The organism is Nostoc mirabile CHAB5784 (assembly GCF_020829645.1).
GTDB lineage: Bacteria > Cyanobacteriota > Cyanobacteriia > Cyanobacteriales > Nostocaceae > Nostoc > Nostoc mirabile.
Genome location: NZ_JAIVFS010000004.1, coordinates 84,360 through 99,006, shown reverse-complemented (window position 1 = coordinate 99,006; position 14,647 = coordinate 84,360). Strand labels below are relative to the sequence as shown.

The window sequence follows — 14,647 nt, the reverse complement described above, 5'->3', positions numbered from 1 at the left end:
TTGATTGAGAAGAAAGCATTTTAGCTCACCCTAATGTCAACGCCTATAAACCAAATTTTGCCTACTTGTGGTCTGTGCCTAAGATAGAGTAAAATTCTGACATCAAACTCACCCTATTACTTGATCGCATTGTCATGCTTACTTACTAAGCGACAATTTTTAACTATACACTATCAAGTCAAGTTTACCTATAAACAAATCTGCTGGCTTTGTATTTCTTACAAATTTCTCAGACTTGATTGTTTATCCGATAAGAAGCCAAAAATTACATACCCAAGAACTGGGTGTCTATATCTTTATTATTGCTCAACTTTAAACATAATAGCTTAACTGGCTTTGTGCCTCTCCCACAAGGAGAGAGGTTTTCTGCCAGAAGTTTTAAAAATTAAGCTATCCGATGTTGAATCTGGATAGCCGAATTGATCTCTCGGTTCAAGCAATCAAGACTACTTGACGTTTTCTAGAGCTTCTTCAACTGATTTTTGCAGGGAGAGAAACTTCTCTAGGCGAACAAGCTTGACCGTTTGAGTTACCCGGGCATTCGTGACGATTTGTAAAGTGCCTTCGGCAGTTTGAGCCTGCTTGGCTAGCTGCACCAAAGCACCCAAGCCAGAGCTATCAATAAAGTCGATTTGTGAGAGATCCAAAATAATATGCTTAGGGCCCTCGTCAATCTTACTGCCAAGTACCTTGCGAAATGTCGGCTCAGAAAAGGCATCTAACAAACCTGTGAGGCGGAATAGCTGACAGTTATCCCGGACTTCACGAGTGCCCCTCAGGCTAACGGTTAGATTCAATGGATCAGCAATAATTCCCTCCTCATGAGTTAAAGTGAACGCTCAAGTATAGATGGTTTTTGAGCAAGTTGTCTACAATCTGCTGAAGTAGGGGATTGGGGATTGGGTACTGGGTACTGGGGATTGGAAAACTTTTTCCCAGTCCCCATTCCATAGTCCCCCATTTGCATTTTGCTATTTTTATTTAATCCCAGATGCGACAACTTGACTCTTGCTTTTTGCTCCAGTTCCAAATTAAAAATGCATAGTTCAAAAATAAATCTTTCATTTTTAATTTTTAATTTTTAATTTTGAATTCTCCGTTCGCGTAGCGTCCCGTAGGGAAGGGGTTGACGTGCTGTTCGCATAGCTTGAACAAATTGCTCAAACAAGTAATCAGCATCGTGAGGGCCAGGACTGGCTTCTGGGTGATATTGGACGGAGAATACAGGTAGAGATTTGTGACGTACCCCAGCAACAGTGCGATCGTTTAAGTTCAGGTGGCTAATTTCCACAACTGCCGCAGGTAAAGAATCTGGATCAATAGCAAAACTATGGTTTTGGCTGGTAATTTCTATGCGTTGTTGTAAACCGGCAGGCTGATTTAAACCACGATGACCAAATTTGAGTTTATAGGTTTCTGCCCCTAGTGCATGACCTAAAATTTGGTGTCCCATACAAATACCAAAGATGGGCTTTTCACTTAACAAAAGCGCTTTGGCAGTTGCAATTCCTTCAGTAACAGCAGCAGGGTCGCCTGGCCCATTTGAAAGAAACACACCATCTGGATTGTAGTTGAGGATTTCCTCTGGTGGCGTATCGGCAGACACAACAATTACCCGACAACCATAACTTGTTAAGCGACGCAAAATATTGCGTTTTATGCCAAAGTCAAGGGCAACAACGGTAAAGGGTTCTCCACGATTTTCCGCAGCTTCCGAGTTGAATTCCCAAGCTGGAATTGTAGGATCTGACCATTCATAAGCCTTTGCGGTGGTAACTTCCCGAACCAGATTCAATCCTGCCATGTTGGGAGCCGCTAGTACCTGCTCTAGCAATTCCGCCTCATCGAGAATGGTTGTGGAAATGCCACCGTTCATGGCTCCAAACATCCGAATTTTGCGGGTGAGGGCGCGGGTATCGATGCCGTAGATCCCTGGTACTTGGTTTTGTTTAAGGTAGTCTGGTAAGGATTGTGTCGATCGCCAGTTACTCGGACGGTGACAAATATTCCGTGCGATCGCACCCCGAACCTGGGGGCCATCTGATTCCTCATCTTCAGAATTTACCCCAGTATTCCCTAATTCAGGATAGGTAAAAATTACAATCTGACCGCAGTAACTTGGGTCGGTTAGTACTTCTTGGTAGCCGGTCATACCAGTGTTGAACACCACTTCTCCGATCGCGGTTCCCGTAGCACCGAAAGACCAACCGCGATAAGTGGTTCCATCTGCCAGGACAAGTAAAGCAGGAATTGCGTCAGACAGGGGCATAGTAAATTGGGGAGTGGGGAGTGGGGAGTGGGGAGTGGAAGAGGCAGAGGGAAGGGTGGAGAGGAGAGGAATTTTCCCCCTGCTCCCTGCTCCCTGCTCCCCTGCTTCTTCCCCATTCCCCAATACTGCGATTGTTAATTATCCCATGAGTTGAGCAATTGGGAGTTTTTAGAATAGTTAATTAAAATTAAAAGGGAATTAAATTAGCGGGAGTGGCTTTGGCAAAGCTTGGGTGGTTAAAATTAATTATGCTTCAGTCTTTTTTATCCCGTGCAACCCTAATTTTTCTATCAAGCGCTCTAGCGGTTTTGTGTGTTGCCTGTAGTGAAGACCAACGGAACACTGCGACTGGTGACAATGAGCAACCCGCGCCAATTGGGGAGCAGGCATCAATACAGCCTGCCGTCGAACCAACAACACCAGCAGTTACCCCTACCCCAGAAGCACAGCCGTTAGAGCCGCTAGAGCCGTCTGAAAGTGAACCAAGTCTTTTTGAGATGGGGCTAGACAAAGCCGTTGGCGCTTGGAGTATCAGCCAATCTGCTCAATCTCCAGGTGATTGGGCTTTGGTGGCGAATCAGTACCAGGATGCGATCGCGCTGATGCAAAGAGTCCGGCGACAAAGCCCAGAATTTGCGATCGCTCAAACCAAAATTACTGAATATCGTCGCCAAATTAAATATGCCCAACAGCAAGCTAATCCTCGCCCTGTGCGCGTTGCCGAACCGAAGAAGATAGTAGTTGTGGTTCCCCAAATAGCAACCAAACCAAAGTTCACCTCGCCTCCACAAGAAATAAACCCGTTACCGCCAAAACCAGCTTTGCCCTCATCAGCAGTGGTAATTCCAGATCAGGAAGTATTTACAGCCCCGATTAAAAGGCGAATTGGTGGAACGCCAATTGTCGAAGTCACCTTTAATGGTCAGCAACAATTTGACATGATTGTGGATACGGGAGCCAGTGGCACTGTAATTACCCAAGAGATGGCCAATACCTTGGGAATAGTGCCAGTGGGGAAAGCTAAGGCAAACACCGCGAGTTCTAGGGCTGTAGAATTTCCTGTGGGCTATGTTAATTCGATGGCAGTTGGCGGGGTAATAGTGAATAGAGTAGCAGTAGCGATCGCAGGTACGGAACTAGAAACTGGACTTTTAGGACATGACTTTTTTGGTAACTACGATGTCACCATCAAACGTAATGTGGTAGAGTTTCGTCCGCAATTGCGATCGCAAATCAGTTCCCCAAAAACTCAACTAACTGCTCCAACTTCGTCCAAGCTGCCCCGCTTTGTAGGATATCCTTAGCGATTTTAATCCCTTGGGCGTGATCTAGGAGTGCGATCGTACCTCCTACTTGCAGCGCCAACGACGCATTCAACGCTACTGCATCCTGTTGTGCCTGAGTTCCCTTACCTTGGAGTACCGCCTTGAGAATCACAGCATTCTCTTGGACATTTCCACCTCGAAGCATACCTATGGGAGCGGGCGTTAAATCCAAATCTAGGGGATTAATGGTAGTTAACTGCACTTCTTTGTCTGATAATACCGCCAAGTCAGTTAAATCTCCCAACCCAGCCTCATCAAGTTTTTCTCGCCCGTGCAGCACAATCGCCTTTTCCTTGCCCAAATTCTGTAAAGCTTCGGCAACAGTTGCCAAAAGCTTAGGAGTAAATAAACCCACCACCTGCCCAGTAGGACGCAAAGGATTTACTAACGGCCCGAGCAAATTAAAAATTGTTCGCACTTTCAAAGTCCGCCGTAATGACGCAACCGCCTTGAGTGCTGGATGCCAACCAGGGGCAAACAAGAAAGTGATCCCGACTTCTTGTAGTGCGGCTTGCACCTTTTCGCTGGATGCACTCAAGTTTACACCCAAGGCTTCCAATACATCTGCACTTCCCGTGAGACTTGAGGCTGAACGATTGCCGTGTTTGGCGACAGGTATACCATAGGCTGCTGCAACAAAAGCAACGGCTGTGGAAATATTAAAGGTTGATGACCCATCTCCACCAGTGCCACAGGTATCTATTACAGTGCTGAATGTTGAGTCGTCAGCGCTGAGTGGGGAAGATTGGGATTGTAATACTTCAGCCATGCCGGTCAATTCGTCGGCAGAAATGCCTCTAAAGTTCAGCGCTGTTAATATAGCCCCTGATAACTCTGGGGGAACCGCTTCACTGAGCCAACCTTGCATCAATTTAGCAGCTTGAGTACGAGACAATGATTGGCCATCTATTAATTGTTGCAACAGAATATACCAGCTAACAGAGGATTCTTGGGCAGGGATTGGGGAAGTTGCCATAGCTAAGGTTTTTGTAGGTATGGGAGCTATCCTACCGAAAAATGAGAACGTAGCAGCCAAGCTTGGGAAACTAAAATCCCAACCTTTTGCTGTTCTGAGGAGTTGACATTTAAGCAATTACTTATGTATTATATAAATAGTTAAGCGTTTGCTTAAATATATGGTTAATAGGAATGAGTAGACCTGCTGCCAGTGCGGATGTTTTTGTGGCGATCGCAGATCCCACACGCAGGGCGCTACTGGATCTGTTACGTAGTGGTGAGCAACCAGTCAAAGAACTAGCCCAGCCATTTGCCATGAGCTTGCCAGCGATTTCTCAGCACTTACAGATTCTTTGCGAAGCAGGCTTAGTACAAATGCGAAAAGCAGGGCGACAGCGTTTCTATCGGCTAAACCCGGAGCCATTGAAACAGATATCTGAATGGATTGCTCATTATGAGCAGTTTTGGCAAGAAAAACTCGATGCTCTTGGCAATTATTTGGAGGAAAATTGATGCTCCGAAATTTGAATATGGAAGTGTTCTATCCCTATCCTCCCCAACGGGTTTGGCAGGTACTCACCAACCGTCAGGCATTGGCAGTATGGTTAATGGAAAACGACTTTGAGCCGCGTTTAGGACACAAATTCCGATTTGTGCATTCGACACTGCCAGGGCTGGAGGGAGACATAGACTGTCAGGTAATTGAACTCGATGAGCCAAGACGACTAGCGTTCACTTGGCAAGACAGTATGATGTGCCAGCCTTCAGTTGTTACCTGGACAATCCAACCCGTAGTTGGGGGTACGAAACTTCTACTCGAACATAAAGGTTTGATTCAAAAAGCCATCAAGCTCAATGAACCAATGGAACTTTCCCAAGCGTGGCAAGGCAAATTTATGCATGAGTCCAAGGCAGGGATGCAGACAGTAATACCAAATAATCGCAGCACTGTATTCTCATCAATACCAGTTGGTAAATATGAGGCATTAGATAGTATCGTTCTTAGTTATTTTCTCAATGGTGGATGGAACTACAGTATGCACGAAAAACTACCGCAAATCTTAGTTAAACTTTGCACAAGTTAAAGTGGTAATTTACATATTGCACGTCAATATCTACATTTAAATTCAAAGCTTGGCAACATTATCATTTGTGGTTAGACAAGTATTAGCCAAGCCAAATTAAATTGAGCTTTTGGAAAACTCAATATGAAGAAACAGACTTTTGTTGACACAGAAGCTGAAACATGGTTTGAGTTTCAGCCTGTTCCAGGTACAAAATTATTGCCATTAGCTGAACCAGTGCCAAAAGCGCACTGAAAACCACCAAACATAGATCCCCCCTAACCCCCCTTAAAAAGGGGGGAATCCTAAAAGCCCCCTTTTTAAGGGGGTTGGGGGATCTCTTGTACGTAAGTCCTAAATTAATTAATATTTTATCTTTTTTGGAGATATCAAATATGAATTCTCAAATTCAACTCAGCATCCCAATGATTATTCAACAATCAGAAAGAGGGGAACGAGCATTAGATATTTATTCACGCTTACTTGCAGAACGAATTATATTTTTGCGAAATGAAGTTACAGACGAGACAGCTAACCTCGTAGTTGCACAAATGCTATTTCTTGATGCTGAAGATCCAGAGCAAGATATCACATTGTATATTAACAGTCCTGGAGGATCGGTGACAGCAGGAATGGCTATTTACGATGCTATGAATCAAATTCGTTCAGAAGTATGTACTGTCTGTATCGGTATTGCTGCTTCAATGGGATCATTCTTGCTTGCTGCTGGAACTAAGGGTAAAAGATATGCTCTACCAAATGCTCGAATTATGATTCATCAACCATTAGGAGGCGCTCAGGGAAAAGCATCTGATATTGAAATTGCAGCCAAAGAAATTTTGTATTTCCGCCAATTAATGAACAAAATACTCGCTGCTAATACAGGTAAATCGCCAGAGCAGATTGAACTGGACTCGGAACGAGACTTTTTCATGAGTCCTGAAGAAGCAAAAGCTTACGGTTTAATTGACAATATCATCTTGAAAACATCTGCATCTATTTAATCTACAAACCACTCTCATATCGACAAACAGTAATGGATGGAAACCAAAAATGAAAATACTCATCATTGGTGGTACAAATTTTATTGGCCCTCCTCTAGTCCGTCAACTGATTGCAATAGGTCATGAAGTGAGCGTATTTCATCGGGGAAAAACTACAACTAACTTACCACCTGATGTGCATGAAATTTTGGGCGATCGCTCCCATCTTTTGGAGATGAAAAGCAAGTTTAGGCAGCTTTCGCCTCAAGTTGTGGTAGATATGATTGCCTATAACGAACAAGATGCACTAACTCTAACGAACACATTTGAGGATATTGCCCAGCGTGTTGTTGTAATCAGCAGTATGGATGTGTATCGTGCATACGATGTGCTTTGGGGTAAGGAATCTGATGTTGTACCTGTACCACTTACGGAAGATTCGCCCCTGCGCCAACAACTTTATCCATACCAGGAAATGCCCTCTAGACCGATCGCTGTGCCAATTGATTATGAAAAGATTCTGGTGGAGCGGATAGTGATGGCATCCAACTTACCCGGAACGATTATACGCCTGCCAATGGTATATGGTTCCAGAGATGTCCGACATCGCCTGTATTCCTATCTTCAGCGGATGGATGATAACCGTCCTGCAATTGTTTTGGAAGACAATATCGCTCGATGGCGTGGCTCTTACGGCTATGTAGAAAATGTAGCGTATGCGATCGCACTAGCAACAACAAACGAAAGCGCAACTGGTCGCATTTATCATGTCGCTGATGTAGAAGCACTTACGGAAGCTCAACGCATCACCAGAGTCGGGAAAATAGCAAAATGGCAGGGTAAAGTTGTTATCGTACCCAAAAGCCAGTTACCATCAGAGTTGAAATTGCCTGGTAATACAGAGCAAGATTGGTTTGTAGACTCAACTCGCATCCGTCAAGAGTTGGGATATAAGGAAATTGTGCCGTTAGATGAAGCATTGCGGCGAACCATTGATTGGCAACGGACTCATTCACCTCAAGAACCGCAGCAGTTTGCAGTACCGTGGTTGCTGGACTATACAATAGAAGATGCGATTTTGTCTAAATTCCGTTGAACTTCATAGTTAGTAATGAATAGCTCTTTTCCTTTAGCTGCACCACTTTGTTTGTAGTTATTCATGCCGTACTGTAATTCCCACTCTGAAATATTAGCCCATTGAAAATTTTCTAGAATTTGCGTTGAGTTGTCGTAGGTAATTAGCCAGCGATGATGACATTGTTGCAAAAGTTCAGCAAATCTCTGATGTTCAAAAGAAGTGTGCAAGTGACCATCTTTACCATATAGCTTTGATTTTGTAGCACTAAAATATGGTGGATCTAAAAATAAAAATACATCTTCTCCTTCTGCTTTTAATAGGTGGCTGTAATCCAAATTAGTAATTTTGACATTGTTTGACAGAATATCTTCTAACTTTTCTAATCGTTCTATTGAAGAATCGGTAAAACGCTTATAAAAAGCTTCTTGCGAAAAACCACCTGATTCTACAGTTCCAGAAAAAGTAATTCTGTTAAGGACAAAAAAGCGAACGGCTCTTTGGAAATCAGATAAATTATTGATATCTACCTTAGTCAGTTCTGCAAAGAGTAATTTGCCATCTGTATATTTAACTTTAATATACTGAATCTCTTTAACTAACTGAGCTAGATCCGATTGGGCAACTTTCCAGAATAAGAATAGTTCGCGGTTTAAATCGTTAATCCAAATTTTGATATCAGGAAATTTTTGTCTTAAATAAATGAATACAGAACCACCACCCACAAAAGGTTCTCGGAATTCCGAAAAGCTCTCTGGTAAATATTCAACTATTTGATTTATTGCTTTCGACTTACCACCAGGATATCGTAGAGGACTTTTGAGCATAATTCGTAAAAATCGTCACACTTGGGGTAATAACAAACGTCGAAAGCCTTCCTGCTCAAAATGGTGATCGGTGGTTAATGCCTCGGTGACACTACGCTGACGCATCAACACAAAGCTAACAGCGTCGCATAAAGAGTAAGTTTTATCTTGCCGAGCCATTAGAAGTTTAACAGCTTCTCTATGTAACAATTCATTGATCCATACAGTCTCGATATCTGGATTTTCTAACAAATCAATAATAAATTGCAGTGCTGCTGTACGTGGAAAGCGACGAACCTGAGCTAGTGCAATAAACTATGCTAAAACATAGCTGTGAGTTAAACTTCCACTAACACTATCCAAAAACTCAACTGCTTTTTGATGTTCTGGTTCACCACTATGGACATAGCAAAGTAGCCCAGATGTATCAAGTAGAAGCACTCAATTTGTTTCCTCAGAAGTATCACTGTATGCTCTGACTAAATCAGCATCAATACTTTCATTGTCTGCTGCTGTAGCGTAACCCAGGTTAATGCTTCCAGCATGACTTCGGAAACGTTGGCGAGCGGCTTCTTTTTCTGTTTCAGCTTGCGACTTTTCACGTCTTGGAGAACCATACTGCTGTTCTATGGAAGTAGCTACCAATTCTGCAAGAGATACGCCTGCAACCTCGGCTTGCTGCTGCAATGCCGCGTAGACTTCATCACTTAATTCCAAGCTCAAAACCCGACTCACCGCACTACACCTCAGCTGCTATATGTAATTATGGATGTCATACTAGCTTAGTTTATTGACAACACATAACCTTTTAATCCTAACCATCATCGGGATATTGACACAAAATTACGTATGCTTAATATAAGCCAATACAGTTCAGTTAGCGCCAAAAACCATAAACTGCGTAGGTTGGGTGGAGGAACGAAACCCAACCTACGACGCGGGTTTGTTGGGTAACACTTAAGTTCCACCCAACCTACGATTATCCTTAACCCAAGCGTATTGTAATATAAGCTAGCTACATAAATTTTATTTTTGAGCCAATTAAATGTTGCATTTTTGTAAAAGTCTGTTACATTACTTTACAGGCAGTTATAACTGTTACAACATAAAAGCTCGGAGTTTTTTTTATGGCAAACGTTAAGAAGACTACGCCTTCAGTTTCAGAAGATCCTAATGCTTTACGCTGGGGCTTCACCCCTCAGAGCGAAAACTGGAACGGTCGTTTTGCAATGATTGGTTTTTTATCTGCTGTTGCGCTTGAAGTATTTTCTGGTCAAGGAATTTTACACTTCTGGGGCATCCTTTAGATTTAAACGTTTTTACCTTCATTAGATTATCAGGCAAGGCGGGGATTGGTAAAATTGTCTGCCTTGCCTGATAATCTCAAGAATTAGAAAAGTTGCTAGCAGCTAGCGTGATGAGCGAAATATTACACGACCTGGAGATTCTTCTTGATTAATTCGCGCATATACTCGAAGACAAGTTAAGACTTCGCCAGGAATACCACCACAGTCTAGTTGTAAGTCATCCTTGGATAAAGCACAGATATCTGCATAAAGTCCCGATAATTGGCGAATTCGCACTTCATTACCTGCATTAATAGCTTCATCAGCAACTTTCTTCAGGATACGCCGTGATTCATGTTGTAGCTTTCCCCACCAAGAATAGCGTTCAGCAGGTGGTACGAATACTAGGGAATGTATAGCCTCGTCCATGTCAATCCAGGCACGGAGAATTAATAAGGGATCAGTGTTTTTCTCTGCTTTTTCGGTGCGTTGGAAGCGATCGCTTAAAGCATCAATATATTGATCGCGCTGTTCTGGTTTGGAGTGTAAGGAAATGACATCGAAGCTAAAAACGCTCTTTAAAGCGTGATGTAAATCCGGGTCTATTTCGATAAAATTCATATATAAAAATAGGAATGCCGCTGGTAAATCGGATGCATTACCTTGAGTAACTAATGGATTTGAAAGTGCTTGTTGATATAAGCATAATCCCTGAGTTTGAACAGTACCACTAAGACCAGGGTAGATAATTTCATCACGGATAAAGGGAAGTTGAAAGAGATTAGAATTATCTGCGATCGCACCAACTTCTTGGGCTAAATCTAAGGTGCGCGATCGCCAAGTTGCAGCCAAATCCTCTGGGACTCGCAGCAGTTTGCGTTGAATCTCATTCCACAAATCAGTGTCCGTTGTGCTTTGCAGTTGGGAATTACCCAGATAATAATTAAGTTCTGAGTCAGAATTAAAAGCTTCCCGCAAGTGACTTAGTTTTAAATCATCTGGTGCATCTTCCCAACCAGTATTTTGCTGTGGAGGTGAAGGTTCCAACAGGTTATGAAGTTCTTGCAGCACCTCATCGCATATTTTAGATCCTGGATCTAATGGTAATTCTGTGCGAGCCTGATTTAAAGTAGCTTCTAGCCCATACAAACTAAACCGCAGTAACTGGGCTAACTCTGAGTTTTCTATCTCTAATAATTGACGCAAGTGCTGCATGAATCTCACCTCCAAATATTACTTGTATGTGATTCGTAGCGAATTAAATTTGGCAAACCTCTGCGCCCCTTTGCGTTTACTCCGCGCCCCTACCCTGCGGGAAGGCGAAGCGCCTATGCGTTTAAAAATCTTAATTTTTTCAACGCAGAGGAACGCAGAGGTTTAATGCAAGAGTTAATGTATGCCGCAAAATGGATCGCGTTCTTTATCAACTTCGTTGGGCTGCAATTCTAATTCAGCAAGATAAACGCATCCCTCTTGTTTGAGGCATTCTTGACTGTTTGATGTCCAGTAAGGGACTTCCCCGGCGTGCATCCGTAGAATGCCTTGATCATCAAGAGTTACCCGATATTGGCAAGGGTAATCTGTTGTCACATCTGGTTTGCTGAGTGCGCCAATTCTTATCCATTTTTTACTGTTGGTTTCCGCATCTGTTTGATAAACATAGAAGGTGTGTTGGCCAGTTTGCGGGAATGGTGGTAAGGGATTACTAATTAACCCAATTCCTGGTTGCGTCGCGCCATCGCGCAGATAGTGAAATTTTTGGAACAATTTACTACCATCATTTCCCACTTCAAAGACAAGATGATAGGCATCTGGTTGATCAACAGTTGCGGACTCAATAACATTGACGGCAATATCACCATCATTTAAATCTTTATTGAAGCCTTCCACAGCAATATTCCAGTTCAATTTGCCATCAGCAAATAGGGCTGAAGTTTCTGAAACTACCGATTCTAAATCAATGCCAGGAATGTCAATTAAATAATGGGGATTTCCCTGACAAAGCAAGACGTTAAACTCAAGGGTTTGGTCAATTTCAAACTGGACTTTAATTTTTTTCAGAAACTCTGCTTCTTGCATTTCCAGTTTATTCATGAGGTTTTTGCCGTCGAAGCTACCCCATAGTCGTAAATCTCCATCCTCGTAGTCTTGACGGTAAATAATATTAGTTAATTGGATTCCTTGCCATACAGTACGAACCTTGGCGACAGTTTCCCAAGGCGCGAGTTGATAGAGTTCTTGTCCGGCTTTGAATATGGTGAGTAAATCGTTACTTTGAGTTTTGCGTTTGAAGTTGCAGGGCAAATAATAAAACAGGTTTTTGACATCAATTTCTAGCTGGTTGGCTCCCTTACGCAGCAAGCTTTTTGACTCTTCTGGATCGAATCTTAATCTTCGCAGTTTCTCGGCATAGCAAGCACCGGCGGAGGTGGCTAATTTGGTAAATTCCAGCACAAAGGTAATTCGTTCTGGATTCCACACAAAATATGGAGACTTACTAAATTCTTGGTAGATTTGGCGCTGCACTACGTCTAAATTACAAGTTTTTCCAGATAAAATTAACCAATCAACTTTTTGGGAATTCCAAGAATCTTTGGTGATATCATCGGGACGCAAGCGACTTTCCATTAATCCTTTGGCAATACCGATCGCTTCTTTAATTCCAGAAGCGGCGGCTCGTTCAAATTGCTGGTTATCTAGGGTAACGCAGATGCTATTTGGATCTTTGACTTGTAATTTAACGGCGCTTTGGGTGAGCAGTTCGGAAATTTGCTGTTCAGAAAGTGTGAAGGTTAATAGAGAATTATCTGCTGGTGGCTTTTGCCCAAGTTTAAGTTTAGCTGCTTCCGCATGATCCCAAAGGATATAAAATGATTGCAGGCGTTGGGGTGCTTGTTGCCAACGGGTGGGTAATACTTTCTCGGCAGTATCTAGGGCATCTTTGTAAGCAATATCGCCTTCTGGATTCTCTTTATCTAGACATTTTAAAAGACTGCCAGTTTTGAATTTGCCTTGTTCTAAAAAGCGTTCGTTTAACTCAGAGTTAATTAAATCTTCTAGCTTTTCGCTTTCAAGATCACCTGTTGTTACTGCTGTCAATAAAAAATCTGCGATCGCAACTTTCAATAATCTAAAAATTCGCAGTGTAATTAATTCACCACCTAACTGTAAATGACCAGATGAACCTAATAGTTTGGGAGTAAGTTTATAGTAACGTCCTCCTAAACCTCGGTCTTCATAATCGGCAAAGGTAGGGGTTTTATCTTCTAAAGTCAGTTCAATTAAAGCTAAATCTGTGGTTCCCCCGCCAATATCCAAAACGAGAACATTTTGTGACCATTTGTTTCCTGCTTGGTGACAACGAGTTTTGAATGACTCGATGCCAATGTTGAGATTACCACCAAATTCTCGCCATAAAAAGAATATCGCCACAGAAACGGCTTCATCATAAGCAGTTTGTACATCGTCGATCCCCAACTGCTCAACTAATTCCTTAACTTCCTTGCGAACAACTGGTGGGGCGACAGTAGGGTAGGTGACAACTGCTGTTAAAAAATCTCCCTCTGAAAACCTGCGTTGTGCGCGTTGGCGGTAATCTTCAGTTAACTCGATTAAATGCGCCCAAGCAGATTGGATCAGTTGGTTAGCGGTAATTATTTCTTCTTCACCATCCAAAATAACTGGAAACAACCGCTCCTGACCAAAATAGCGTTTGGGTGAATGGTGAAATCTGCTGATAATTTCCTTTAAAGAACCGCTTGTACCTTGAGCGATCGCTTTTTTTCGGTTATCTCTAGCTTCCCTACCCATCCGCAGTTTTAAGTCGCTTAACTGCGAAATTTCCGACTCGCTGGGAATTTCCGTATCGCGGCGATCGATATCCAGCACAACTGGAATCAGATTTTGCGACTCTAGGGTAGGGACGCGGAACACCTCATGATAGATTTGGTAAAGTTTTTTGCTGACAGCACGGCGGAATCTCTCGCTGTTTCCTAAAGAAAGTTCAATTTGGCGAATTGCTTCTAAAAATCGCTCTTTATTGTCACTTTCAAAGACTTCACTCAATCGGCTGGGTTCTATATCCAGGTTTCTGCTAATTTCTGCGATAAACTTTTCCCAATCATCAGCACTGACATCTGGTAAAGCCACTGAGGCGGGAGAACTTAGCCATTGTGATAAGCGATCGCGCAACCGCATCTCTTGTTCTTTGGGTAGAATTTCTGCGATCGGTACTTCAATTGGATCGAAGAGTGTAACTGTGGAATTCGATGTACCAAAATCTAAAGCAAACCATCCAGGAAATCTTTTTTGTTGTTTTTCGCTTGGTTCTTGATCGCTATATTTGTTGAGTTGAAAAGGGTTCATTATAGTATCACTTTCTGTTGTTTGTTTTATACCTGGCTAAAAACTGTAATGTTGTATCATAAAATTACAAATTTAGAGAATCTTTGGTCTTGTACCACTGATTCTCTTTAGCACTGGCTTTTTTATTTGGCACGATATCTAGGTTGGGCTATGCTTTTATATGAAAGGGCGTAGGCGTAGCCCAAACTAGGCGATCGCTATGAAAATTACGGCAGTTACTAAGTTGATGTTGAAGATTCTTGCTCATTTGCAAGTCTTACTTGTTCGACTTCTTCGATAGTTAAATGAAGTAACCTCGCAACCTCTTCTATCGAAATACCATAATCTAAGAACCGAGGTATAAGTTCAAGTTTTGCTTGTTGTAGTCCTTGTTGTAGTCCTCGCTGTAGTCCTTGTTGTATTCCTTGTTTTAGTCCTTCTTGTCGTCCTTCTTCTTTAGCTTCTCGATAAACCCTAGTTTCTTGTAACTTAATTTCAAACATCGCCTCTACCTCTTCACGACTTAAGTTGGCAAATT

The 14,647-nt window shown here is 42.5% G+C and carries 16 protein-coding genes; 6 read left to right on the top strand and 10 right to left on the bottom strand.

Annotated features, from left to right (window positions below):
* Window positions 1-446: 446 nt before the first annotated feature.
* A complete protein-coding gene (locus LC653_RS04795) occupies window positions 447-797 on the bottom strand; it encodes an STAS domain-containing protein (RefSeq protein ID WP_199326607.1) in 351 nt (116 codons plus the stop codon).
* A gap of 284 nt (window positions 798-1,081) precedes the next feature.
* Complete coding sequence (gene carA, locus LC653_RS04790; protein ID WP_229492946.1) at window positions 1,082-2,269, bottom strand: glutamine-hydrolyzing carbamoyl-phosphate synthase small subunit; 1,188 nt, start codon at window positions 2,267-2,269, stop codon at window positions 1,082-1,084.
* Between the two features lie 248 nt (window positions 2,270-2,517).
* On the opposite strand from carA, the gene LC653_RS04785 reads away from it, so the two are divergent.
* On the top strand, window positions 2,518-3,573 hold the full coding sequence (locus tag LC653_RS04785; RefSeq protein ID WP_229492939.1) for a retropepsin-like aspartic protease family protein: 1,056 nt from the start codon (window positions 2,518-2,520) through the stop codon (window positions 3,571-3,573).
* On the opposite strand, the gene trpD is transcribed toward LC653_RS04785, so the two are convergent.
* Window positions 3,503-4,570, bottom strand: coding sequence for an anthranilate phosphoribosyltransferase (gene trpD / locus LC653_RS04780; protein WP_229492937.1), 1,068 nt, complete (start codon window positions 4,568-4,570; stop codon window positions 3,503-3,505). The two genes, LC653_RS04785 and trpD, sit on opposite strands and share 71 nt — an antisense overlap.
* 173 nt (window positions 4,571-4,743) lie before the next feature.
* Between trpD and LC653_RS04775 the strand changes: the two genes are divergently transcribed.
* The 4 genes from LC653_RS04775 to LC653_RS04760 all read left to right on the top strand — a co-directional run bounded on the left by LC653_RS04775 (window position 4,744) and on the right by LC653_RS04760 (window position 7,694).
* Window positions 4,744-5,064, top strand: a complete 321-nt coding sequence (locus LC653_RS04775; protein ID WP_229492935.1) for an ArsR/SmtB family transcription factor — start codon at window positions 4,744-4,746, stop codon at window positions 5,062-5,064.
* Window positions 5,064-5,636: an SRPBCC family protein gene (locus tag LC653_RS04770; RefSeq protein WP_229492933.1), complete on the top strand. Its 573-nt coding sequence runs from the start codon at window positions 5,064-5,066 to the stop codon at window positions 5,634-5,636. Before LC653_RS04775 ends, LC653_RS04770 begins: the two co-directional genes overlap by 1 nt.
* Window positions 5,637-6,010: 374 nt before the next feature.
* Window positions 6,011-6,619: an ATP-dependent Clp endopeptidase proteolytic subunit ClpP gene (gene clpP / locus LC653_RS04765; protein ID WP_267922958.1), complete on the top strand. Its 609-nt coding sequence runs from the start codon at window positions 6,011-6,013 to the stop codon at window positions 6,617-6,619.
* Between the two features lie 49 nt (window positions 6,620-6,668).
* A complete protein-coding gene (locus tag LC653_RS04760; RefSeq protein ID WP_229492932.1) occupies window positions 6,669-7,694 on the top strand; it encodes an NAD-dependent epimerase/dehydratase family protein in 1,026 nt (341 codons plus the stop codon).
* On the opposite strand, the gene LC653_RS04755 is transcribed toward LC653_RS04760, so the two are convergent.
* The 4 genes from LC653_RS04755 to LC653_RS04745 all read right to left on the bottom strand — a co-directional run bounded on the left by LC653_RS04755 (window position 7,655) and on the right by LC653_RS04745 (window position 9,214).
* Window positions 7,655-8,500, bottom strand: coding sequence for a DNA adenine methylase (locus LC653_RS04755; protein WP_229492930.1), 846 nt, complete (start codon window positions 8,498-8,500; stop codon window positions 7,655-7,657). The two genes, LC653_RS04760 and LC653_RS04755, sit on opposite strands and share 40 nt — an antisense overlap.
* Window positions 8,501-8,515: 15 nt before the next feature.
* A complete protein-coding gene (locus LC653_RS04750) occupies window positions 8,516-8,731 on the bottom strand; it encodes a type II toxin-antitoxin system VapC family toxin (protein ID WP_229492929.1) in 216 nt (71 codons plus the stop codon).
* A gap of 63 nt (window positions 8,732-8,794) precedes the next feature.
* Window positions 8,795-8,920: a hypothetical protein gene (locus tag LC653_RS46120; protein ID WP_267922957.1), complete on the bottom strand. Its 126-nt coding sequence runs from the start codon at window positions 8,918-8,920 to the stop codon at window positions 8,795-8,797.
* Complete coding sequence (locus LC653_RS04745) at window positions 8,921-9,214, bottom strand: hypothetical protein (RefSeq protein ID WP_229492927.1); 294 nt, start codon at window positions 9,212-9,214, stop codon at window positions 8,921-8,923.
* Between the two features lie 392 nt (window positions 9,215-9,606).
* Here LC653_RS04745 and LC653_RS04740 point away from each other — a divergent pair, with 392 nt between their 5' ends.
* Window positions 9,607-9,786, top strand: a complete 180-nt coding sequence (locus LC653_RS04740; protein ID WP_104907792.1) for a CAB/ELIP/HLIP family chlorophyll-binding protein — start codon at window positions 9,607-9,609, stop codon at window positions 9,784-9,786.
* Window positions 9,787-9,888: 102 nt separating this feature from the next.
* On the opposite strand, the gene LC653_RS04735 is transcribed toward LC653_RS04740, so the two are convergent.
* The 3 genes from LC653_RS04735 to LC653_RS04725 all read right to left on the bottom strand — a co-directional run bounded on the left by LC653_RS04735 (window position 9,889) and on the right by LC653_RS04725 (window position 14,612).
* The gene (locus tag LC653_RS04735) at window positions 9,889-10,980 is read right to left on the bottom strand and encodes a hypothetical protein (RefSeq protein ID WP_229492925.1); all 1,092 of its coding nucleotides are present in this window, start codon (window positions 10,978-10,980) and stop codon (window positions 9,889-9,891) included.
* Window positions 10,981-11,154: 174 nt separating this feature from the next.
* Window positions 11,155-14,130, bottom strand: a complete 2,976-nt coding sequence (locus LC653_RS04730; RefSeq protein WP_229492923.1) for an acetate and sugar kinases/Hsc70/actin family protein — start codon at window positions 14,128-14,130, stop codon at window positions 11,155-11,157.
* Between the two features lie 218 nt (window positions 14,131-14,348).
* Window positions 14,349-14,612 (bottom strand): RpnC/YadD family protein, encoded by a 264-nt coding sequence (locus tag LC653_RS04725; RefSeq protein WP_229492922.1) that lies wholly within the window; start codon window positions 14,610-14,612, stop codon window positions 14,349-14,351.
* Between the last annotated feature and the right edge of the window lie 35 nt (window positions 14,613-14,647).